The sequence below is a fragment of the Bacillus sp. PPSBB_2 genome (assembly GCF_045291115.1).
Lineage (GTDB): Bacteria > Bacillota > Bacilli > Bacillales > Bacillaceae_G > Bacillus_A > Bacillus_A cereus.
On the sequence record NZ_CP147983.1, the window covers coordinates 5307638 to 5331811 of the forward strand.

Consider the following 24174-nt stretch of genomic DNA (forward strand, 5'->3'; position numbering starts at 1 on the left):
TTCATTAACGTTGAACGTCTGACCATTCAAAACAAGAAATAATCCGAACTTTCCATTTCCCCTCCAAAATCTTCAATCGGATAGGAAAGATCATAAAACCTCTTATTTCAAAGGCATTTTCCATTCTAACACAAATCACAAATCATATCCGCACTTTTCTTTAAAAAATTACATTTTATTATAAAACGTCTATGAATGTTCGTCTTTTACTATCTGCAAATAGTTGAATAAAACAAAAAAGAGCATCAAGTTTCACTTGATGCCCTTTTCATTATACCGCTTTTTCTTTATCAGCTACCGCTGACTCATCCCAACACTCTGTATTGTTCAAACCTGGAATAGACTCCGCATAAAAGACTGGATCTTTCCCTTGTTTCTTTTGCTTAATATAATCTGATAACGCTGCGAAAGCATACTTAGAAAGGAATACAATTGCTACTAAGTTAATAACAGCCATAATTCCCATAAATAAATCTGCTAAATCCCAAACGATTTGAATTGTCGCTACAGATCCTAGCATAACCATACCAAGTACAGCAATGCGGTATGCATTTAATAGCACTTTACTTCCATTTAAGAATTCAATATTTGTTTCACCATAGTAGTAGTTACCTACTAATGAACTGAACGCAAACAAGAAGATTGCCACTGCTACAAATATAGAAGCCCATGGACCGATATGTTGACTTAACGCCTGCTGCGTTAATTGAATTCCGTTTAAATCAGCTGCATTATGCACATCTGATAAAAGAATAATAAATGCTGTACAACTACAAATTAATAATGTATCAGTAAATACCCCTAAAGTTTGAATGAAACCTTGTTTAACTGGGTGCGTTACGTTTGCAGTCGCTGCTGCGTTCGGCGCACTACCCATACCTGCTTCATTTGAGAATAACCCACGTTTTACCCCTAATAAAATCGCAGCTCCTAATCCTCCGCCTACTACTTCTTTAATTCCGAAAGCATGTAAGAAAATTTCTTTAAATACATATGGAATTGCCGTAATGTTTGTTACAACAACGAATAATGCCACTGCTACATAAATAATTGCCATTACTGGAACAATCATTTCAACCGCGCGAGCAATTCGTTTTACTCCGCCGAAAATAATAACTGCAAGTAAACCAGCCATAACAAGACCTACTAATCTACTATCTGTTTTGAACGCCCCATCAAAGGCAGCCGCTACAGTATTAGACTGTACAGCGTTAAAAATCAATCCGAAACTTACTGTTATTAGAACAGAGAACACAACACCTAACCAGCGTTTCTTTAAACCCTTTTCCATATAATACGCTGGGCCCCCACGGAATGCATTCCCATCTTTTACTTTATAAATTTGCGCTAATGTGCTCTCTACAAATGCAGAAGCACCCCCAATTACCGCGATTAACCACATCCAAAATACTGCTCCTGGACCACCTGCTGAGATCGCAATAGCTACACCAGCTAAGTTACCAGTACCTACACGAGAAGCTGTACTCATACAAAATGCTTGAAATGATGATACACCGCTCTTCTCTTTTTGCGCTTTCCTCGTTTTCGAGCTTGCCCCGTCCCCAAGCAAACGAATCATTTCACCGAAGTAACGAACTTGGACAAATTTCACACGAAATGAAAAATAGAGCCCTAACCCAATTAACATCGCAATAATGATATATGACCAAAGGATATTATTTACATCCCCAATTACCCTAGCTAAAAAATCCATACTTGCATTGCCCCCTCTTCCTAACAATAAGAAAATTATATTCTAAAAACTTTAAGTAATCAAGAACTTTATGTAAGGTTTTATTACATGAGAACGTTATTTTTTTTAACATACGTGTTTTTTTACATGAAAATATAGCCATTACATGCATTTATCCAATACTTAATAACTTATCCTATTCGACCAGCCATACTTTTAAAACAGTACGTTCCCCACAAATAACGAGAGAAACAAACAAAAAAAGTTATATTAATAATTATCTCTCACCCTTTTCATCATTTACTACAACAAAAAAGGCGAGCATCGAATTTACCTCGATGCTCGCCTTTTCAATTACACTGCTTTTTCTTTATCTGTTACCACTGGCTTATCCCAGCACTCTGTATTCGTTAAACCAGGAATAGAATCTGCACTGAAGACTGGATCTTTCCCTTGTTTCTTTTGCCTTACATAGTCTGTTAATGCCGCGTACGCAAATCGGCCAAGAAGTGTAATCGCAATTAAGTTCGTGATTACCATTAGACCCATAAATAAGTCTGCCATATTCCATACAACTTGAAGCGTCGCAACAGAACCGAATAATACCATTCCAACTACCGCAATACGGTAAATTGTTAACCACGCTTTGCTTTGTTTAATGAATTCAATATTTGTTTCACCATAATAGTAGTTTCCTAAAAGAGAACTAAATGCAAATAAGAAAATAATAATCGCTAAGAAGCTACTTGCCCACGGGCCGATTTGTGAGCTTAATGCATTTTGCGTTAATTCAATACCTTCTAAATTCGTTGCTTTATATGCACCAGAACATAGTACGATAAATGCTGTTGATGTACATACTAAGAATGTATCTACTAAAACGCCGATCGTTTGAATAAAACCTTGTTTTGCTGGATGCGTTACATCAGCTGTTGCTGCCGCGTTCGGCGCACTACCCATACCTGCTTCGTTCGCAAATAATCCGCGCTGAATACCATATTTCATCGCAGCACCGATACCGCCACCTACAGCTGAATCTAAACCGAATGCACCTTTAAAGATTTCCGTAAACACATCTGGTATTAAATAGAAGTTTTTAATGACAACAAAAATAGCTACCGCAATATAAACAAGCGCCATTGGCGGAACAATCATTTCCGACATACGTGCAATACTTTTTACACCACCAAAAATAATAACCGCAACTAATGCAGCTAATACAATACCAACAATATAACGCTCTAAACCAAATGCATTTTCAAACGCTAATGTTACTGTATTCGCTTGTACTGAGTTAAAAATTAAACCGTAACTAACTGTAATAAGGATAGAAAACCAAATTCCCATCCAACGTTTATTTAAACCTTTTTCCATATAATAAGCAGGACCACCACGGAAGCCACTGCCATCTTTTACTTTATAAATTTGGGCAAGCGTACTTTCTACGAAACTTGAAGAAGCCCCGATAATCGCAATAACCCACATCCAAAATACAGCTCCAGGTCCTCCCATAGATATAGCTAATGCTACACCAGCTAAGTTACCGATACCAATACGAGCTGCTGAACTCATACAAAACGCTTGGAAAGAAGATACACTACCTTTTTTACGCGTCTTTCCAGTTAATCCATCACTCATTAGTCGAACCATTTCCCCTAAATGAGTAATTTGTACGAATTTCAATTTAATAGAAAAATAAAGACCTAAACCAATTAACATTGCAATAAGAATATATGACCAAAGAATTGTATTTGTTGATGAAATAAATTGCTCTAAAATATTCATACAATTAACCCCTCCTTTTCTCCATAAAACGAATTATATTTAAAAAACATTCAAAAATCAACATTTTTCGACAATTTGCAATTTCCAAATATTAGCCAGGTTCACAGTAACAATATCTTTATGACTGACTACCCTCCCTCTAACTGTGCATACTAAAACAAAAAATAAATTCACAAACAACCCTATTGACAAAAATGCCAACCTGTAACTATAATGATTACAACAGGTTGTAACAAACCTAATTACAACAAATCCATTTACTTTCAGATATACACTTTAACAAAACACTTTGGAGGGATTTATTATGAAAATCGGAATTATCGGAGCAACTGGTAAAGCAGGAAGTCGTATTTTAAAAGAAGCATTAGATCGTGGACATGAAGTAACTGCAATCGTAAGAAACGCTGCAAAAATTACAGAAGAAAACGTAAAAGTTTTAGAAAAAGACGTATTTTCTCTTACATCTAACGACCTACAAGCATTCGACGTAGTTGTAAATGCATTTGGCGCTCCAGCAGGACAAGAACACCTTCACGTAGATGCAGGAAACGTACTAATTGAAGCTATGAAAGGTGCACCAAATACAAAATTACTTGTAGTTGGTGGCGCTGGAAGCTTATTTGTAGACGAAGAGAAAACAACACGTGTATTTGAGACACCAGGTTTCCCGAAAGAATACCTTGCAACAGCTCAAAACCAAGGTAAAAACTTAGAAATTCTGCAACAAACAAATGACATCACTTGGACATTCATCAGCCCTTCTGCACTATTTGCATTAGGAAAACGTACTGGTTCTTACAAAGCTGGCAAAGACAATCTTCTTGTGAACGCAAAAGGTGATAGCTACGTAAGTTACGAAGACTTCGCAGTTGCAGCACTTGATGAAATCGAAAATCCAAAACACGTAAACGAACGCTTCACAGTAGTTTCTGAAGCTGAATAATAAAAAAAGCTTTTATTTCTTTCATACCTTCTGTTCTTTCAAAACCTTTTTCTGTAATTTTAAAGAATACATCATTCACACCATACTGTGCATTCACTTCTACATTCTTTTTGTACACTTTAAATCGATCGAATTCCGCTTGATATACTTTTACTACATCACCATATTCAAACGTCATACCATTAAATTGTTCCGCAAATGCTTTTGTATTTTCCATTCCTTCTAAGATCATTTGCTTCTTCTCTTTTCCATCTTTACCAAACACAGAGAGACCCATATATTGTTCACCCTTAAATTGAGTATGAACCGGCCCATCTGAACCTACTGTACTTAATTTTTTATCTTCATGATTTAATGTGATAATTGATTTAATATTCGTTCCACCATGCCATGTACCAAAGAACATAATACTATCTCCATAAATCACTTCTACTGGCACTTCTGTTACTTTCTTATTTCCGAAACGATCTTTCGTTTCTACTTTTACTGTTCGCTTTCCAAGTGTAGTTGTATTTGGTTTTTCTACAAAACCGATTACTTCTCCACCTTTTACTTCAACAAAGTTTTTTGCATCTAGCTTTTCTACTTCCGTTCCGACTACTACTTGTTGCGGTTTTGCTGTTACTTCTTGTTGAGCTTCCATTCTCTCGAAACCTTGTTTAGTTACCTTGAACAGTAATTCTTTTTCTATCTTCGCTTTACCTTGACCGACAAAGTTATTATTTTGATACCAATTAAAGCGGTCTGATTCTGCATGATATACTTTCACAACATCACCGTAATCGAATCCTAAGCCATTAATTGATTTTGCGAATTCTTCCGCATTTTCAACACCTTTTACAGTTACTTTCTTTTTCTCATTTCCATTTTGATCTAGCAATGTAAATTCAAAATACGTCTCTTCTTTAAAGTAATGATGCACTTGCTTTGAATCAGCTGTGGCACTAAACTTTTGCTGATCGTGTTGCATTGTTACAATCGATTTAATATCAGTACTATAATTGAGACCTTTAAATACTAAACTATCTCCATATGTCACTTCCACAGGAACTTCTGTCACTTTTTTATTACCAAAACGATCTTTCGTTTCCACTTTTACTTTTTGTTCACCGATTTTTGTTGTATTTGGCTTTTCTACAAACCCTACTACTTCTCCGTCTTTCACTTGAACAAAGTTTTTTGCTTCTAATTTTTCAGCGTCTGTTCCAATTACTACTTTTTGCGGTACCAGTGTTACTTCTTGCTGAGCTTCCATTTTCTCAAAGCCTTTTTCTGTAACTTTAAACATCACTTCATGAACACCGTATTCCGTATCCACTAGTTCATTCTTTTTATATACTTTAAATCTATCAAACTCTTTTTGGTATATCTTTACCATATCCCCATATTCAAAGGCCATGCCATTAAATTGTTCTGCGAACCCTTTTGCATTTTCAGATCCTTTTACTGATGCTTCTTTCTTTTCTTTTCCATCTTTATCGTATACAGTCATTCCCATATACTTTTCGTCTTTAAATGACGTATGCGCTGCACCTTCTGCACCCGTTGTACTGAATTTCTTTTCTTCATGATTTAACGTTACAACTGATTTAATATTTGTTCCTCCATAACTTGTACCAAAGAACATAATACTATCTCCGTAAATCACTTCCACCGGAACTTCCGTCACCGTTTTATTTCCAAAGCGATCTTTCGTTTCTACTTTTACTTTTTGTTCACCAATTTTTGTTGTATTTGGCTTTTCTACAAAACCTACTACTTCTCCGTCTTTTATTTCAACAAAGTTTTTCGCATCTAACTTTTCTACATCCGTTCCAACTATTACTTGTTGAGGCTTCACTGTTACTTCTTGCAACATATCCATTCTCTCAAAGCCTTTTTCTGTCACTTTGAAGAATAGTTCTTTTGCCCCTTTTTTCTCACCTTGACCAGTAAGTGTATTATTTTGATACCATTTCAAACGAACCGGTTCTGCGTGGAATACTTTCACTACATCTCCATACTCGAACTGCATACCATTCACTTGCTTCGCAAAGTTCTCTGATGTTTCTTGTCCCTCTGCTGTTACATGTTTCTTCTCTTTTCCTGCTCCATCATATAACGTGATTCCCATGTATAGCTCTTTATTAAAATACTCATGAATTTCGCTATCCATATCAGTTGCATGGAATCTCTTCTCTTCGTGCTTTAAAGTTACGATTGAAGCAATATCATCGCCATATCCTGCATATGCAATACTATCTCCATAAACCACTTCTACTGGCACTTCTGTTACTTGCTTATTTCCAAAACGATCTTTCGTTTCTACTTTTACTTTTTGTTCACCGATTTTTGTTGTATTTGGTTTTTCTACAAATCCGATTACTTCTCCATCTTTTACTTGAACAAAGTCTTTTGCATTTAATTTTTCAGTGTCTATTCCAATTACTACCTTTTGCGGTACTGCTGTTACTTGTTGCTGAGCTTCGACTCTCTCGAAACCTTGCTCCGTTATTTTAAAGTAAAACTTTTGTTCCGCTTTCCCTTTCCCCTTGCCTACAAATTCGTTATTTTGATACCAGTTTAATCGATCTGATTCCGCATGATATACTTCGACAACATCACCATATGCGAAATCTAAGCCATTTAATTGATTTGCAAAGTTTTTCGAACTCTCTTGCCCTTCTACTGAAATGCTTTTCTTTACATTTCCACTTCGATCATATATCGTTATTCCCATATATTTTTCGTTTTCAAAACGATAATGAACTTTAGAGTCCGTAAATGTTGCCTGTAGCTTTTTCGTATTATAATTAGCCGTTACGATAGAACGTATCTTATTCCCATCACCTTGGAAGACTATACCATTTTCATAACCGACATTCACCACAACAGGAATTAAATTCTTATTACCTTTTTCATCTATAATTTCTACTTTTACAGTTTTTTCTCCAACTTCAGGCTTATCTTGCATAATCACACCTGTTGTCTTTACACCTTCTCCTAAATTCTGTACAAGTTCCTTTGCTTTTTCCTCATCATATGTAGTACCGATTACCACATTTTGTATTTTTTCATTATTTGGCTCGCCATATGGAACTTCATATAACTCAGTTTGTTTTTCACGAATTGGATTGCTATCTGTAGATAACCATATTTCTTTTTCTAATTTTGGTAAATTTAATTTTTCAATCTTTTCTCTTGTAGCATCATTTGCAATTAATCCCCATTTATCAAAGAAAGGAATTAAATTTTGTCCTGCCACTTTTGACGTCATATAAATAAACATCTGCTTTTTCTCTTCATCAGATTTAGGCAGTTCTGTATCATGTAACAAACGATACATTTGATGTAAATTTGGATAGAATTGATCCCCATAGGCTAAATGCAACTGCCAAAACATAACTAATTTCTCAAATTCATTCATCTTTTCTTGTGCATCCGGTTTACCTAAATAAGCAAATGCAGCTTCATAGCGCCCCTCTTGCTCTAACCTTGTTTTATGCCCGAATGTAGTTTGAACTGCCAAAGAATAAATATTAACGGTTACTTCTCCAAGTCCATCCCATAACCAAGTGTCTTGTTGATGTTGATGTCCAACTTCATGCCAAGGCCCCCATCCATCATTGGTTAACTCTTCTAGATTTAGTACTGACTCTAAATTGCCTTTACTATAAGCTGTTCGATAATAAGTCGCATACATATAATCGTCTGTATACCAGTCTTCAACAAAATGAATGGAATGTTTACCTTGATTCGCAACACCCACACCATCTTTTGATAAACCTGATATCTTATGTTCTATATTAATTATTTCATCGTGCTTCTTTAATAGCGCAGCTGGATCTTCTTGCTTCAAATGTTCCGCCACAGTTTCAGGATGCATAGTTAATAAACTATTTTCTCCCTTCATTTCTATTGCATATGGATCAGGGTTTTCTGCCAACATACGCTTCCAATCTTTTGTCGTATGCTTTCCTAAAATAAATAAAGGGTTTGGTGTACCACCTTTTTTCACTTTAGCGACTACTTCTGCTGTGTTGTGATAATTGTAAAAGTATAATAGTCCCCCATTTGAAGAAGAAATTTTATTCTCACCAGGATTTAAATTGAATTGTTTAGGTTCTTCTTTTTCATAAGAATATGTACCAATATAAGCTTTAATCTGTTGAGTCCCTTCTACTTGAATAACTACTTCTTCACCTGACTTTACATAAATGCCCGTTGGCTCATAAGGAGAAAAACTCATTCGACGCTGATGCAACTCACGCATCCCTTCTACATCACCTTTTGGCAGTAATTGATACACTCGCTCTTCTTGCTGTTTCTCTTTATCTTCAATCGTCATCTCTGCATACACCTTAGGTAATTCAAGTCCATATGGCGTTAATAACGTAGCTAAACAAACACCAGCTACTAATACCCTACTCGTCTTTTTCTTCGACATAATCTGTGTCCCCTGTTCCTTTATTTAGAACCTGTCTAGAATCTTTTCAATAAAATTGCCACACCTGCCAATAAGCAACTTTGTCTACTGTTTTCAAGTGTTCGTTCACAGTTTTTCCACAGTCTGCGGTAATTTTCCAACCAAGCAAAAGTTCGCTCTACGATCCAGCGTTTGGGTAACACAACAAACTTGTGAAGTTCCGAGCGTTTGATAATTTCAACTGAACAATGAATCGTTTCTTTTATCGATTGTGCAAATGATGGGCCCGTATATCCACCATCACAAAGTATATTTGTCACTTTGTCCAATGATTTTTTATGCTTTTCACACATTTGGATAGCACCCTCTCGATCTGTTATATTCGCAGTTGTTACTTCAATCGCATGAATGAGACCGTTGGTATCTACAGCGATATGTCGTTTGATTCCTGATACTTTCTTTCCAGCATCATAGCCCTTTTCACCAGCTATCCATGTGTTTTTCACGCTTTGTGCATCTACGATGCAGAAACTTGTCTGATTCTTACGTCCATCTTGCTCACGATAGGTTTCGACCAATTTTTTTATGCACTTTTTCGAGAAGACTTATGCCATTCTCGTCTACTTTCCGCCAAATCTGGTAGTAGGAATAGACGGTTTTCCAGTTTGGAAAGTCCCTTGGCAGATTACGCCATTGACAACCTGTCGTAAGCAAATATAGTACACCGCAGAATACCTCGTACAAATCAACTGTGCGTGGGCGCGTCGTTTTCCGTGCATTTTCTAAATCTTCACGAATCAGTTCAAACTGTTTACGAGTAATATTACTGGTATAATCATGTATCATTAGGAAACATCCTTTTTTGTATAGATTATATCATAGATTTCAGACAGGTTCTTAGAGAAACTATCCTATATATCCATTTAATAAAAAATCCTATTATTTTTATAAAAACATTTAATGAATAGACTAACACCTCGCGCACCTGTATCTATTACTACCGCATTTCCCTCCATGTATTCGCTTTCTTACATTGTAAAATTTTTATGTAATATGCCCTCCTCACTTCTCTCTATTTGTGATGAGTTCTCTTGCTACATAAAAAAGAGAATAGTAAAAGATATTTTTCAGTATTGTCATCTATACATCTAAAAATAAAAACAGTAATAGCATTTTACATTTTATTCATATATGACCATCTATAGGTAGTTTTTCCAACTGAATTGTACACGCTTTACACTTTGTTTGATAGCCTCTCTAATTAGAATAATGTTACAATTTCGTGAATAAAATCCATTTATTGTAACGTTTAGATTTCTCCATATTTTATTATTTTTAAATACTTTTTCAAACATTAGAATAGTGTTTCACTCGATTAATTATTATCTTAATATACCTTTAAAGAATTCATATGAAAAAGCATTGGCATATACCAATGCTTTTTCATTATCTCTTTTGATTCGGTTTATGCGGTTCATTTGGAGTATATGGCTTATTTGGTTTATTTGGAGCCTCAGCCTTTTTCCAACTTACCGCTAACTCTGGACTTGTTTTTTCTTCACTACGCTCAAGTAATACTACTGCATTTTGAATAGTCGGTGTACCTTTATGCGCAATCCCTTGTAATTTCGTTAAATTTCCTGATACTTTAAAGCTAAATCCACCAGCTGGTGTTTGTTTCGGAATTAAAATGCGGAACTTTTCTCCTACATTAAATTCTGTTTTTGTTTCGCCTTTTTCATTTGCAAATTTCACGCCCGCTGGTGCACCTGTTGCTTGCACTTTATACGTTCCGCTTTTTGCATTTGTTTCTACTGTATATAAGCCTGTTTCAAAGAAATCATTTTTTAAGACTGCTTCTTGTTCTTCTGTAGGAGTTACACCCATCGTAATTTCTTGTAGTTCTTCACTAGCACTTGCTTTTGCAACGATATCTTTCGTTACCTTTTCTACATTTTTATTACGGAAATCTAAATCATTAATATCGATTTGTTTTAACGCATTCCACACTGCAAGCTGCGTTGCGTAATGCGCCTCTCTCCAATCAGATACCCCTAATTCTTGTGGACTCTTTTGTGGATATCCATTCAATAGTACACGATACACATTAATATCCACTTTCCCCATTTCCGGTAAATCTTGACCGCTTGGAGATTTCAAATCTACATTTAAGCAAAAAGCAATTTTGCCATCTGCCGTTTTAATAAGCTCTGTTCGAATTGGCTTCTTCTTGGACTTACTATAACTCCAATCCATTTGATACTTTGTATGGTCCATCACTTCTGCGAATGCTTTTTGAAGTGGGAATAACACAAATAAAACACTTAAAAACATAGCTAAAAGTTTGAACGATTGCTTTATATTCATGTTTACAGCCCCTTAATAACAAACTTAATACTAAGTAGTATTTATTTAGAAACTATTTTTATGCACAAAAAAAGAGTGCTTTTAAGCACTCTTTTTTCTTACCTTAATCTTAGAAATCGAAGTTATCAGGATCTGGACCAACGCGATGATTTTGATTTAACGCATCGATTTTTTCCATATCTTCTTTCGTTAATTCAAAGTTAAATACATCAGCGTTTGCAATAATACGGTGTTCTTTCGTTGATTTCGGAATTGTGATTACTCCATTTTGAAGATCCCAACGTAAAATAACTTGAGCTGTTGTTTTACCGTGTTTCTCAGCAATCTCTTGTAATGTTTCGTTATCTAATAATTGACCTTGCATTAGTGGTGACCATGCTTCCATTTGAATACCTTGTTCTTTACAGAAAGCTTGTAGTTCTTTTTGTGTTAAACGAGGGTGGTATTCTACTTGGTTAATCATTGGTTTAATTTCTGCATCTTTCATTACATCTTGTAAGTGATGGATTTGGAAGTTACTTACACCAATTGCACGTACGCGCTTTTCTTTATAAAGTGTTTCTAGCGCTCTCCATGTATCTTTATATTTTCCTTCTGAAGGCCAGTGAACAAGATATAAATCTAAATAATCTAGTCCTAATTTTTTTAGACTCTCTTCGTATGCAGCGATTGTTGTTTCATACCCTTGATCTGCGTTCCATACTTTTGAAGTAATAAATAATTCTTCTCTTGCAATACCAGTCGCTTCAATACCTGCACGAATTCCTTCACCTACAGCTTTTTCATTTCCGTAAATTGCAGCTGTATCGATGCTGCGGTATCCTGCTTTAATTGCTGATTTAATTGCTTCTACAAGTTCTGGTCCTTCTTCTACTTTAAATACACCTAAACCGAACCAAGGCATTTCTACACCATTACTTAATACTGTTTTACTTTGTAAGTTTTTCATTTTATTTTCTCTCCTTTTATTTTACTTGATCTCTTTTTTCTAATGTCATGCTCCACGCTGTTAAAATAACAGCGGCTACTACCATAAGACCGCCTACCCAAGCAGTATGGATTAATCCTAACGAATTCGTTACAAGGCCACCTATATAAGAACCTAAAGCGATTCCTCCGTTAAATGCGGCAATATTAATTGCTGAAGCAACATCAACCGCACTCGGAACAAAGCGCTCTGCCAATATAACTACATATACTTGTAGCCCCGGAACATTCATAAATGCGAATAGTCCCATGAAAATAATTGTGATTAATCCAGCTACTTTAAATGGCGCTGTAAATGTTAAAACAAATAATATAATTGCTTGAATAAGGAACATGTAAAATAGCGCTCGAATCGGATTATGATTCGATAATTTTCCGCCGACCATATTCCCTATCGCAATGGCGATTCCATACACTAATAAAATGATAGTGACAGTACTCGCTTCAAACCCTGTTACTTCTTGTAATAGCGGTGATAAATACGTAAATGTTACGAATGTACCGCCGTATCCAAGTGCAGTAATAATGAAAACAAGTAATAGTCTTCCATTTTTAATTAGTTTGAATTGATCACGAAACGATACAGGTACACCATTTTTTAAATTAGATGGGACTAGTATGCTGTTTGCGATAAAAGCAATAATTCCAATTACGACAATCGCCATAAATGACGCTCTCCAGCCAAACTCTTGACCGATAAACGTTCCAATTGGCACACCTGTAATAGTTGCAACTGTTAATCCAGTAAACATAATCGCAATTGCGCTAGCACGTTTATTCTCTGGTACGATTGCAGCCGCAATTGTAGATCCTATCGACATAAACACACCATGTGCAAACGCAGATACAATCCTTGCGATAATTAATACAGTGAAGCTTGTTGCTACCGCCGCAATACCATTACCAATAATGAAAATAACCATAATCCACATTAATAATGTCTTTCTCGACATACTAGCCGTTAACGCTGTTAAAACAGGAGCTCCTACTGCCGCCCCTAACGCATATAGGGAAACAGTTAAACCAGCTGTTGTAACAGAAACATTTAAATCTTTTGAAATCGATGGTAATAAACCGACACTAATAAACTCGGTTGTACCAATCCCAAACGCACTAATTGCTAGTGCTAATAAAGCAAACATACTTCTTCGGTTCGTCTGAACTTCCGAAGATGGTACTGTATATGAACTCAATTGAATTCCTCCTTATTACAAGAAATCCAATCATAATAGTGTGATAAAAAGGCCCTTTTATCTTCTAAAAAATATATTTAATCTCTACAAATGCTATTATGAATGGTTTCATTCTTTTTTTGAAGAACGCACTTTAAAGTACTATAGGCACTAAAAAGTAACATAGTCACTTTTTGGTACCGTACTACTCATTTGCCTCTTACATGTGCTATTATGAAACATATTTAACATGATAAAAAGTACGTACTTTAAAGTGCTATAGGTACTAAAAAGTAACATTTGTATAATTTAACTTATTTTACTCACAAAGGGAGGATTTCATATGAAGAAATACAATATTCCTGTAGAGGCGACTTTAGAAGTTATCGGCGGCAAATGGAAAGTTGTTATCCTTTGTCACTTAACGAAAGGTACAAAGAGAACGAGTGAACTAAAACGTTCCATGCCTGGTATTACACAAAAAATGTTAACACAGCAATTACGTGAATTAGAAGACGACGGCGTTATTCAAAGAAAAGTATACAATCAAGTCCCGCCAAAAGTAGAATATTCTCTTACTGATTACGGTTGGTCTTTAGAATCCATTCTTGATTCTCTTTGTTCTTGGGGCGAATGCCATCTTGAAAAAGAAGGTAACACATCGATGCTAATTGCGGAAGGTGAATAATAGGAAAAAGGAAAAAACGAACATGAATTTGTTCGTTTCTTCCTTTTTTTCTATATATATATGTACATTTCTAACTGAAACAAAATATTTTATACGCTTTCATACCTTGTCAGCACTACGTTATACACTCAATATCAAATAATTAGGAATCATTTTTATGTTAACATAGGTGTATATAGTATATAATATAGGATATATATTATATACACTTTCCGGTAACGGAGCTTTTCCATTATGCGGACAAGCCATGTATCGGACAGTTCATAAATAATAAGTAAGACGTTATGGTTTTAGATTTATGTTTGCAGCTTACTTGCTGTCATAAATTTAAAGGCATTTTATTGTGTTTTGTGAAACTTTGTATAAAGTTTCGTAACCGTTTACTATCTTACTTATCAAAAATAAGAGTATTGCTATCGTAAAGGAGAATTGGAGATGCCAGAAACTATGACTCAAACAAAGCCAGAACAAGAAACTGTACAAATTTCTGCTAGCCAAGGACAACTTGATGTACTTGATCAGTTGTTAAAACCTGAGGTACAAGAATCATTAACAACACTAGTAGAACAGCTTCCAAAATTAACTGAGCTTGTTAACATTTTAACTAAGTCTTATGACTTCGCTCAAACTGTTGCTACTGATGAAGTATTAAAAAGCGACACTGTTGGTGCAATTACAGAGCTTGTAGAACCTGTAAAAGATACAGTGAAAAGCATGGCTGCAACTGCAATCGAAGCGAAAGATCGTGCTGACGAAAGCAACGAAGTTATCGGCCTATTCGGTCTTTTAAAATTATTAAAAGATCCACAAGCACAAAAAATGTTCCGCTTTGTGAACGCATATCTTCAAATTAGTGCAGAACGTAACAATAAATAATTTAACTTATAACAACAATTAGTAAAGACGGGGGATATCATACTATGTCAAAACAAATTGTCATCTTAGGCGCTGGTTATGGCGGTCTTCTTGCCGCTTTAAACGTACGTAAATATTACAGCAAATCAGAAGCACAAGTTACAGTGATTAACCAATACCCAACACACCAAATCATCACTGAACTACACCGCCTTGCAGCTGGTAACGTGTCTGAGCAAGCAGTTGCAATGCCACTTACAAAGCTTTTCAAAGGACAAGACATCGACCTTAAAATTGCAACAGTTGAGTCATTCTCAGTTGATAGCAAAGAAATCAAATTAGCTGGCGGCACTACTTTATCTTACGATGCACTTGTAGTTGCTTTAGGAAGTAAAACTGCTTACTTCGGTATTCCAGGACTAGAAGAAAACAGCATGGTATTAAAATCTGCTGCTGATGCAAATAAAATCTACAAACACGTTGAAGACCGTATTCGTGAATACGCGAAAACGAAAAACGAAGCTGATGCTACAATCGTAATCGGTGGTGGCGGATTAACTGGCGTTGAGCTAGTTGGTGAGCTTGCTGACATTATGCCTAAACTTGCAAAAAGCCACGGCGTAAATCCAAAAGAAGTGAAACTTCTTCTTGTTGAAGCAGGTCCAAAAATCCTTCCAGTATTACCAGACCACTTAATCGAACGTGCAACTACTAGCCTAGAAGCGCGCGGCGTTACATTCTTAACTGGTCTTCCTGTAACAAACGTTGCTGGCAACGAAATCGACTTAAAAGACGGTCAAAAACTTGTTGCTAACACATTCGTTTGGACGGGCGGCGTACAAGGTAACCCATTAATCGGTGAATCAGGTCTTGAAGTTAACCGTGGACGTGCAACAGTTGATGCATACCTACAATCTACTTCTCACAAAGACGTATTCGTTGCTGGAGACAGCGCTGTTGTCTTCGCTCCAGACGGACGTCCATACCCACCAACTGCACAAATTGCTTGGCAAATGGGTGAGTTAATTGGATACAACTTATACGCAGCACTAGAAGGCAAAGCATTAGAAGAGTTCGCACCTGTAAACTCTGGAACACTTGCTAGTCTAGGACGTAAAGATGCGGTTGCTACAATCGGAGCAAGCAATACTCCACTTAAAGGCTTACCAGCATCATTAATGAAAGAAGCAAGTAACGTTCGTTACTTATCACACATTAAAGGTCTATTCAGCTTAGCTTACTAATCTGAATATAAGCCCGAATCATGCCCTGCATGGTTCGGGCTATTTTTATCCGTAATTTTCTCTAACTTATTTATTCGTCAGAAGAATAATATAACCCTTTTAATTATCTAAATTTACTGATTATTTTATGTCCAAATTGTGTATACGAAAAGATGGAAGTATTCTTCCTACTCCCATCCTTTCACACAAACTATTCGCCTAACTTCACAAGGCTGTAGTTCTTCTTCCCTTTACGAATAATAATAAATCTTCCATCAAATGAATTTTCTACAGTAACATCCGTACCCACATCTGTTACTTTCTCACCATTCATAGAAATCGCACCATTATTAATGTCTTCACGTGCTTGTCGTCTAGATGGTTCAATTCCTAAATCGACTAGCCACTCTACGATGTTTTTCGTCTCTTTTGAAGACTGGAATGTTGGCATTTCTTTAAAGCCTTGTTCAATTTCATCAGCTGTTAACGATTTAATATCTCCGCTAAATAACGCTGCTGTAATTTTCTCAGCTTGCAGGAACGCCTCTTCTCCATGAACAAATTTCGTCATTTCTTCTGCTAACACTTTTTGCGCTTCACGTTTATGAGGTTCCGCTTCTACCTTCGTTGCTAATTCATCAATACGCTCTTTCGTTAAGAACGTAAAGTATTTCAAGTATTTAATTACGTCACGGTCATCTGTATTTACCCAGAACTGGTAAAATTCAAACGGTGTCGTTTTTTCAGGATCAAGCCAAACCGCACCACCTGCTGATTTACCAAACTTCGTACCGTCCGATTTTAATAATAACGGAATCGTTAATCCGAATACTTTCGCCTCATGACCTTCTAACTTACGAATTAAATCTAAACCACTCGTAATATTTCCCCATTGGTCACTACCACCAATTTGAAGTTGAACATCCTCTTTCGTGTATAAATGATGGAAGTCCATCGCTTGCAAAATTTGGTACGTGAATTCCGTGAAAGAAATACCTGTATCTAAACGGCTTGCTACAATATCCTTCGCTAACATGCTATTGATGCTAAAGTTTTTCCCGTAATCACGTAAAAACTCAATAATATTTATTTCATGTGTCCAATCATAGTTATTTACCATCTTCACTTCGCTATTTCCACCAAAATCAAATAGCTTTTTCATTTGTGCTGTTAACGCATCTACATTATGCTGAACCACTTCTAACGTTTGAAGTTGACGCTCTGATTGTCGTCCACTCGGATCACCAATTGTTCCTGTTGCCCCGCCGATTAAAATAACAGGATGATGACCAGCTAATTGGAATCTCTTCATCATCATAAACGGAATCAAATGTCCAATATGCATACTATCACCAGTCGGATCAACTCCGCAGTATAGCGAAATCTTTTTCTCTTCTACTAGCTTACGTAAACCTTCTTCGTCAGTCTGCTGATTAACGGCGCCGCGCCATTCTAATTCATCAATAATATTCATCTTTTGTCATCCCCTTTATTTTTTAAAAACAAAAAGCCCCTATGTCTACGATAGACATAGGGACGATTATTCACCGTGTTACCACCCAGTTTGCATAAATAGCATAGCTACTCATACCACTCTTAGCAATAATATCGATTGCTAGTCCGCTTAGCATTACCTAAGATACTCCAGAGTGTAATTCGCAAGTTTGTTTGTGCTAGGTTCCAGCAACCCCTAGCTCTCTCGTTAACAGTGACAAACTGCTACTGGGCTCTTTCAACGTATGTTATTTGTTAAATTATTAGCCATTATATTGAATTGAAAACAAATTGTCAACAATACCCAAATATTATTTTGAAATAATTCATATCTTCATACGTATTTTGTTATTCCTTATCTTCTCCAATAATCCTTACTTCTCGCTCCAACTTCACGCCAAATTTCTCTTCAACTGTCTTTTGTACGAAGTGAATTAAATCGATGTAATCTTGTGCTGTTCCGTTATCAACATTCACCATAAACCCAGCGTGTTTTAAAGAAACTTCTACTCCACCAATTCGCTTACCTTGTAGTCCTGAGTCTTGAATTAACTTACCAGCAAAGTTATTTGGTGGGCGCTTAAATACGCTACCACATGAAGGATATTCTAGAGGCTGTTTTGACTCACGTTTAAACGTTAAATCATCCATTTTTGCTTTAATTTCTTCATGTACACCTTCTTCAAGTTCAAATCTCGCTTCAAGAATAATGTAATGGTTGTTCGCAAATACACTCTTACGATATCCAAATTCAAATGCTTCTTTCGTCAAAGTACGTAGCTCTCCATCACCTGTCATTACGACAGCTTCTGTTAATACAAACGAAATTTCACCGCCGTATGCACCAGCATTCATATATAATGCTCCGCCAACTGAACCTGGAATACCACAAGCAAACTCAAGACCCGTTAAGTTATGGTCTAAGGCAATACGTGATACGTCAATAATTGCTGCACCACACTGTGCTACAATCGTCGTTCCTGTTACAGTAACACCTGTAATATGAATTAAACTTACTGTAATCCCGCGAATTCCACCATCTTTAATAATGACATTCGATCCATTTCCTAAAAACGTAACTGGAATATTATATTCGTTCGCATATTTGATAACTTCTTGAATTTCATCATAATTTGTAGGCGCAACAAAAACATCTGCTTTTCCGCCAACTTTAATATGCGTATGATTCTTTAACATTTCATCTTGTTTAACATGTCCTTCAGGCAATACCGTACTTAAATATTTATAAACCTCTTGCATATTCATTTTACGATTCCTCTATTTCTATATTCATTTTATCCCGTTATACGGGCCCATAATATCCCCACGTACATGAAAGAACCTAAAGTGGTGGATACAGTGTACCCAAAATCAATTCGAGACACCTATAAACCTCTTAATTTATAAGAGGTGCCACTCATATTAAAATATATATTGCATAATAAAGCAACCCAAATGGACTACTAAACTTGACATGTCATCAGAAAGACAACAATTTGTAAAATATGTGACTTTTTCAAAACACTATCCCTCAGTATCTTACTATACCACACAAAAAGAAAGTGGTATTTTTTTGTACTTTTTACTTTATTTACATCAATAAAAAAAGAGCACATCCCACAGAATGCGCTCTTTCTATACTCTTTATATTACTTTTCGTTCTCTTCTTTTTCTTTATCAAACCATAACAGCTCATCGTTATCAACTTCACCATTATAATTGATTAAAATTTCTTCTCCTGCTTTTATATCCTTATAAGCATAGAAGTTAAACGTATGGTTCTCGAAGACAATATCATACGTTGCATTCGGTGTATATGAATGATTGAATAACATACCGTATCCTAAAAGGATTGCCGTATGATTGATTCCATACTCAAATGCGTAGTCAGCAAGTAATGTTTTCTCAATGTGTTCATGCTGTTCATTCGGATAAGAGATAACTGGTGCTGCGTGTATCAACTCACCTTTTTTAATATCACGAGTTGCAAATACACCTCTATTAAATTCTCCATCACTAAGTTCAGAAGTCTTAACTTCGATCATATGCGTCACCTATTTAATTCTTTCTTTGAAGTATTTTAATTCCGCTATTAGCTGAATTTTACCTCCTTAAGCTTGGCAGAAAACGCGCAGAAAAGCAATTAAATTCCTATCAAGTATTCGTTTCAATGAAAAAAGAGCACATCATTCGTGCTCTTTCCAAGTAATATTACTTTTCTAAAATATCTTCTAACAACTTCACTTGCTCGCTAACAGTTTGTAACGTCTTCACTGACGTATCATTTCGATGTTTTTCTTCTTCCACACTCGCTAGCACTTCTTCTGTAGCTGTAGAAGTTTGCTGAATTACGTTAGAAGCATGCGTAACATCCTTTACGATATTCGTTGTTTTAACTTGGAAACTTTCTTGATGAACAACAACCTCTCGCATTATTCCATTAATCGCATCAATAAACTTCCCTAAATCAGTTACATTTGTTAAAACGCTTGCTAACATCTCGTTACATTCTTCTTGTACTCTTTCTGACTTCTCTACCTGCACTTCTACCTTACTTGCTTGATTACTAAACTCCTTCAAAATCCCTTGAATTCTTCCCGCAGAACGATTTGATTCTTCAGCAAGCTTTAACACTTCACTCGCTACAATAGCAAAACCTTTTCCATGCTCGCCTGCCCTCGCAGCTTCAATATTTGCATTTAAAGCTAGCAAACTCGTCTGACTTGAAATATTCGTTATTACATCTACAATTTCATTAATTTGTTTCGATTGCATCATTAAATCTCTAAATATAATTCCAGACTGTGAAACAACATCATTTAAACTTCTCATGTTAGTTTCAAAATTTCTTAGAGTATGTACACTACCTTTTGAAATTTCTAAGCTTTCATCCACACGAGCCGATGCAGTTCTTACTTGAGAGATGATTTGTTCAATATTTCCCTCCATATCATTCAATACTTCTACCGAACGATACATCATCTCTGATTGTGATTGCGTACCAACTGCCACCTCTTCAAAGGCAAAATTAATTTCACTCATCGATTCCATCGACGTGTTCATATTTTGTCTTAAATGATTGAAATTACTATCTAGTTTCACAACTGTTTCTTCAATAAGTCTTTGCGTCTCTTCTAACTCCTGAGCTTTTCTCATTACTTCTTGCTTCTCATCACTTAAACGAAGGAGCAGATTAGAACCGATTTTCGTGACGCCCCACATAGCGATTGTTACAATCGCTAACAAACTTGCGAAATTAGCAGCTTCAGACGAGGCTGTATAAGCAAAAAATTGCTCCGGCCAATAGCTACAAAGGATAAATGTGATCACAACAGCTACCCCGCCAAGAATTAAAATGAGACGCTCACTTAAGTAAATAAGTGAAACAGCTAATGTAAAATAGACCATTTGAAATACAGCCGGGCTTTCATTAAAAGCTTGTACCATAATGTAAGACATTGTAAGCAACATAAATGTCATGATATATTTATACGCTGATTCCATACTTTTTATAAAAGTAAACAGCGTTCCAAATGCAACGACAGAAATACCACAAATCCAAAACGCTATGGCTCTCTCTGTAAAAATATATCCATAATACCCAATTGCGATTATCCCAAGAAAGAAACTACAAATCGTTATAAACAGTAATAAATGATTTTTCTGTGATTCTTTCTCAAGGTTAGAAAAACAAGTCCTCTTTAACCAATCCATATGAAGCCCCACCTTCTACTTATACATATCAATTACTTCAGTTTAAATACCGCACTTACTGGGTTATGATCGCTATTTTCAAACTTTAAATCTTTCCCTTGTACATTTACAATCTCTACATTCGGTGAAACGATAAAGCCATCAATAATAGTGACGAAATTTTCACCTTCTACATATTTCTTTACATCATCTCTCACAGTCATAACAGACGGATCTACAGCCCACTTAAAGCCACCGTCTGTAAAGTCCTTCGGTAACTCTACTAACCACTCAGGACGCTCTTTCACGAACTTCGGATCACTTAATTGAGCGTTTGAAACTAATTGATTCCAATCTCCGCCCATTATTACGTAATCACCATTTTCATAATGCTTGTTCATATATTCTTTTAAGTACTCTACTTGCTGTTTTCTAATTTTCCCGCCTTCATCATAAGCAGACAAATGTAAATTTACGAGTCTAACATGTTTCCCATTATTAACAGGAATTTTATATTCCACAATTGCTCGATCTAAATCAAACAAACGCTTTGGCCAAGGCTCCATTCCAGGAAGCTGGAACCTCTTCGCTTCTTGAACAGTGTATTTAGAAAACGTACTTAATCCAGCCTCCGCATATCCCATTGGATTTGTTATTGGCACTGGAACCCATTTCGTATCGTAGTTCTTGCCAAATGACGAAACATAATCAGGTAATCCTTTTTTCAAAAATTCATGTTCATTTACATCAAATGAACGAATTGACTTTATATCAACTTCTTGTAATAGCGCAAAATCACTATTCTCATTTTGTAAAAACGAAAGCATATTCTTTAAATTAGTTTCCGTTTGCTCTTTACTACTTGAACCAGATCCCTTTCCACCATCCATAAAGAAATCTTGATCCTTATCTAACCCAGCATATCCAATATTAAATGTTGTAACTTTAAACTCATTTCCAGTCGCTAATACGCGCTCCTTATTATTCTCTACCTTCAAGCTTATAACATCAGCAGGCTGTTCTTTAGTAAGTGTCATATAAGCTAGAAATCCTCCTACAATGCCCGCTACTACTAAAACACATATAAATACGATTTTTAAAAATTTCTTCAAATAAATGACTCCTTTTCACGCAAATTTATTTTTCTTTATTTTCAGTCAAATAAAACAAAACGACACACATAAGAAACATTTTATCATAATTAAAACCGTATATCACTATATTTAGTTGATAAGTAATCGATCCCATTTTAATTACTTGAAAAACCTTCAGACATCAAAAAAAGAAAAGTTACACCCTCCTCCTCACTGGAAATTAAACGGTATATTTAGTACACTATATGTAATAATCATAGGCGATGGAGTTCGCCATAAACGCTGCTTAGCTAATGACTCCTACCAGTATGGATACTGGTAGGAGTCTATTTTTTTGAGCAAGCTATTTAAAGAGGTGAGAAAATTGATTTATATTATCGTTGGCATTGCTGGTATATTAGGAGCTCTTTCTCGTTATTATTTAGGTCTTAATATCAACACATTTTGGCATCATTCATTTCCATTGGCAACATTACTCATTAACTTAATCGGTTGCTTTTTCTTAGCGTGGCTAACTACTTATATCGCTCGGCTAAACATCTTACCTTCAGAGGTTATCACAGGCATCGGAACTGGATTCATCGGTTCCTTTACGACTTTTTCAACATTTAGTGTAGAAACTGTGCAATTGATCAATCATTCTGAGTGGAGCATAGCCTTCTTATATGTATCATGCAGCATACTTGGTGGCCTCATTATGTCTGGCCTTGGCTATACACTTGGAGATTTCTTAATTAAGAAATCTCTTACAGAAGGTGATTACTCATGATAGAAGCTTTATTAGTCGCAACAGGAGGATTTTTCGGTGCGATTACACGATTTGCAATTAGCAATTGGTTTAAGAAAAGAAATAAAACACAATTTCCAATTGCTACATTCCTTATTAATATAACAGGAGCATTTTTACTTGGATATATAATCGGCAACGGAGTTACTACAGGCTGGCAACTATTATTAGGTACTGGATTTATGGGCGCATTCACTACATTTTCTACGCTTAAATTAGAATCTGTTCAGCTTCTCAATCGTAAAAAGCTATACATCTTCCTTTTATATTTAAGTGCTACTTACATAATTGGTATCCTCTTCGCCTTCCTTGGAATGAAGCTAGGCGGAATATAAAAAAAGCGACTCTATTGAGTCGCTTTCTTTCATAAGAAATATGTCCCGCCATATGGAATGGAAAATAAACCAGCTGGATGTACATCGTAATGTACAATTTGCATCGGAAGTTGTGAATACGGCATATATTGACTTTGCATCATTTGTGCAAAATATGCTTGTTGCTGCATTTGAATAGCTTGATTCACAGCATGAATTGTCCCTTGTGCCCCAGCCAGCGTAATAGCAGCTCCTACTTGTCTACCATTATAAAAATAATGATTCATCATGATTCATCTCACTTATTCTTTTTCTTCCATATGGTATGTTTCTATTTCATAGTGAGTGTTTTGTCCCTATCTATTGCCCTTTTTCAGCTTTGAAGTAATAAATCCAAATAATAATACGCCAATACCACTAAGGAACAATATATAACTTATCGGTACTAGGAAAAAGAAAGGTTCTTCAAGGAATCCATCCGCTCCTACTTTACTGTTTGAAGCATGTATAGTTAAAGAAATAATCGCTAAAATCATGAAAGAAATAGCTACTACGTATTTATTTTTCATCATATACTCTCCTTTAATTCTCACTGATTTCATTACCATCATAATACGCCTGAAATTATTAAAAATCAACAATTATTTATCGTTTTACAATAAAAATCTTTTTCG

20 protein-coding genes, 1 riboswitch and 1 other annotated feature are annotated in these 24174 nt (G+C 35.8%); of the genes, 6 read left to right on the forward strand and 14 right to left on the reverse strand.

What is annotated here, in order from left to right; genetic code table 11:
* Positions 1–271: 271 nt before the first annotated feature.
* Together V6946_RS27035 and V6946_RS27040 are read right to left on the reverse strand one after the other, a co-directional pair.
* Complete coding sequence (locus V6946_RS27035; protein ID WP_006918777.1) at positions 272–1714, reverse strand: sodium:alanine symporter family protein; 1443 nt, start codon at positions 1712–1714, stop codon at positions 272–274.
* Between the two features lie 333 nt (positions 1715–2047).
* Positions 2048–3478, reverse strand: a complete 1431-nt coding sequence (locus V6946_RS27040) for a sodium:alanine symporter family protein (RefSeq protein ID WP_006918775.1) — start codon at positions 3476–3478, stop codon at positions 2048–2050.
* Between the two features lie 304 nt (positions 3479–3782).
* Between V6946_RS27040 and V6946_RS27045 the strand changes: the two genes are divergently transcribed.
* Entirely contained in the window at positions 3783–4421 is a 639-nt protein-coding gene (locus tag V6946_RS27045; protein WP_000689907.1) for an NAD(P)-dependent oxidoreductase, read from the forward strand.
* On the opposite strand, the gene V6946_RS27050 is transcribed toward V6946_RS27045, so the two are convergent.
* The 5 genes from V6946_RS27050 to V6946_RS27070 form a co-directional block, all read right to left on the reverse strand.
* Positions 4396–8847, reverse strand: a complete 4452-nt coding sequence (locus V6946_RS27050) for a putative mucin/carbohydrate-binding domain-containing protein (RefSeq protein WP_406622151.1) — start codon at positions 8845–8847, stop codon at positions 4396–4398. The two genes, V6946_RS27045 and V6946_RS27050, sit on opposite strands and share 26 nt — an antisense overlap.
* A 35-nt stretch (positions 8848–8882) precedes the next feature.
* Positions 8883–9672, reverse strand: a protein-coding gene (locus V6946_RS27055; protein WP_406622152.1) for an IS5 family transposase whose coding sequence is annotated in 2 segments (ribosomal slippage) — positions 8883–9413 and positions 9415–9672 — 789 coding nt in all. Because the reading frame shifts where the segments join, the coding sequence is not laid out codon by codon here.
* A gap of 600 nt (positions 9673–10272) precedes the next feature.
* Entirely contained in the window at positions 10273–11193 is a 921-nt protein-coding gene (locus V6946_RS27060) for a thioester domain-containing protein (RefSeq protein ID WP_006918772.1), read from the reverse strand.
* 109 nt (positions 11194–11302) lie between these two features.
* Positions 11303–12142 (reverse strand): aldo/keto reductase, encoded by an 840-nt coding sequence (locus tag V6946_RS27065; protein ID WP_000793568.1) that lies wholly within the window; start codon positions 12140–12142, stop codon positions 11303–11305.
* A gap of 16 nt (positions 12143–12158) precedes the next feature.
* Positions 12159–13322 carry an MFS transporter gene (locus V6946_RS27070; RefSeq protein ID WP_166694953.1) on the reverse strand — a complete coding sequence of 388 codons (1164 nt, stop codon included), beginning with the start codon at positions 13320–13322 and terminating at the stop codon, positions 12159–12161.
* Between the two features lie 373 nt (positions 13323–13695).
* Between V6946_RS27070 and V6946_RS27075 the strand changes: the two genes are divergently transcribed.
* From V6946_RS27075 to V6946_RS27085, 3 genes are all read left to right on the forward strand, one after another.
* Entirely contained in the window at positions 13696–14040 is a 345-nt protein-coding gene (locus V6946_RS27075) for a helix-turn-helix domain-containing protein (RefSeq protein ID WP_000760481.1), read from the forward strand.
* 435 nt (positions 14041–14475) lie between these two features.
* A complete protein-coding gene (locus tag V6946_RS27080; protein ID WP_001115309.1) occupies positions 14476–14916 on the forward strand; it encodes a DUF1641 domain-containing protein in 441 nt (146 codons plus the stop codon).
* A 44-nt stretch (positions 14917–14960) separates the two neighbouring features.
* On the forward strand, positions 14961–16139 hold the full coding sequence (locus V6946_RS27085; protein WP_006918768.1) for an NAD(P)/FAD-dependent oxidoreductase: 1179 nt from the start codon (positions 14961–14963) through the stop codon (positions 16137–16139).
* A gap of 190 nt (positions 16140–16329) precedes the next feature.
* Here the strand turns inward: V6946_RS27085 and tyrS are convergent, their stop codons facing one another.
* From tyrS to V6946_RS27110, 5 genes are all read right to left on the reverse strand, one after another.
* The gene (tyrS, locus tag V6946_RS27090; protein WP_001021096.1) at positions 16330–17592 is read right to left on the reverse strand and encodes a tyrosine--tRNA ligase; all 1263 of its coding nucleotides are present in this window, start codon (positions 17590–17592) and stop codon (positions 16330–16332) included.
* A gap of 55 nt (positions 17593–17647) precedes the next feature.
* Positions 17648–17863 (reverse strand) — a binding site (T-box leader).
* A 97-nt stretch (positions 17864–17960) separates the two neighbouring features.
* The gene (gene murB, locus V6946_RS27095; RefSeq protein ID WP_001057102.1) at positions 17961–18878 is read right to left on the reverse strand and encodes a UDP-N-acetylmuramate dehydrogenase; all 918 of its coding nucleotides are present in this window, start codon (positions 18876–18878) and stop codon (positions 17961–17963) included.
* 383 nt (positions 18879–19261) lie between these two features.
* Positions 19262–19657: an SET domain-containing protein gene (locus V6946_RS27100; protein WP_000573649.1), complete on the reverse strand. Its 396-nt coding sequence runs from the start codon at positions 19655–19657 to the stop codon at positions 19262–19264.
* 166 nt (positions 19658–19823) lie between these two features.
* Positions 19824–21326 (reverse strand): DUF4077 domain-containing protein, encoded by a 1503-nt coding sequence (locus V6946_RS27105; RefSeq protein ID WP_366982211.1) that lies wholly within the window; start codon positions 21324–21326, stop codon positions 19824–19826.
* A 32-nt stretch (positions 21327–21358) separates the two neighbouring features.
* Positions 21359–22417 (reverse strand): endonuclease/exonuclease/phosphatase family protein, encoded by a 1059-nt coding sequence (locus tag V6946_RS27110; RefSeq protein ID WP_006918764.1) that lies wholly within the window; start codon positions 22415–22417, stop codon positions 21359–21361.
* Between the two features lie 232 nt (positions 22418–22649).
* Positions 22650–22709: riboswitch (Fluoride riboswitch) on the forward strand.
* Positions 22710–22763: 54 nt separating this feature from the next.
* Between V6946_RS27110 and crcB (V6946_RS27115) the strand changes: the two genes are divergently transcribed.
* Positions 22764–23168, forward strand: a complete 405-nt coding sequence (gene crcB, locus V6946_RS27115; protein WP_000639312.1) for a fluoride efflux transporter CrcB — start codon at positions 22764–22766, stop codon at positions 23166–23168.
* Positions 23165–23521: a fluoride efflux transporter CrcB gene (gene crcB, locus V6946_RS27120; protein ID WP_000568585.1), complete on the forward strand. Its 357-nt coding sequence runs from the start codon at positions 23165–23167 to the stop codon at positions 23519–23521. Before crcB (V6946_RS27115) ends, crcB (V6946_RS27120) begins: the two co-directional genes overlap by 4 nt.
* Positions 23522–23550: 29 nt before the next feature.
* Here crcB (V6946_RS27120) and V6946_RS27125 read toward each other — a convergent pair whose 3' ends face one another.
* Positions 23551–23790, reverse strand: a complete 240-nt coding sequence (locus V6946_RS27125; RefSeq protein WP_000980956.1) for a DUF3947 family protein — start codon at positions 23788–23790, stop codon at positions 23551–23553.
* A 66-nt stretch (positions 23791–23856) separates the two neighbouring features.
* Positions 23857–24108, reverse strand: coding sequence for a DUF3955 domain-containing protein (locus tag V6946_RS27130; protein ID WP_081631300.1), 252 nt, complete (start codon positions 24106–24108; stop codon positions 23857–23859).
* Positions 24109–24174: the final 66 nt, after the last annotated feature.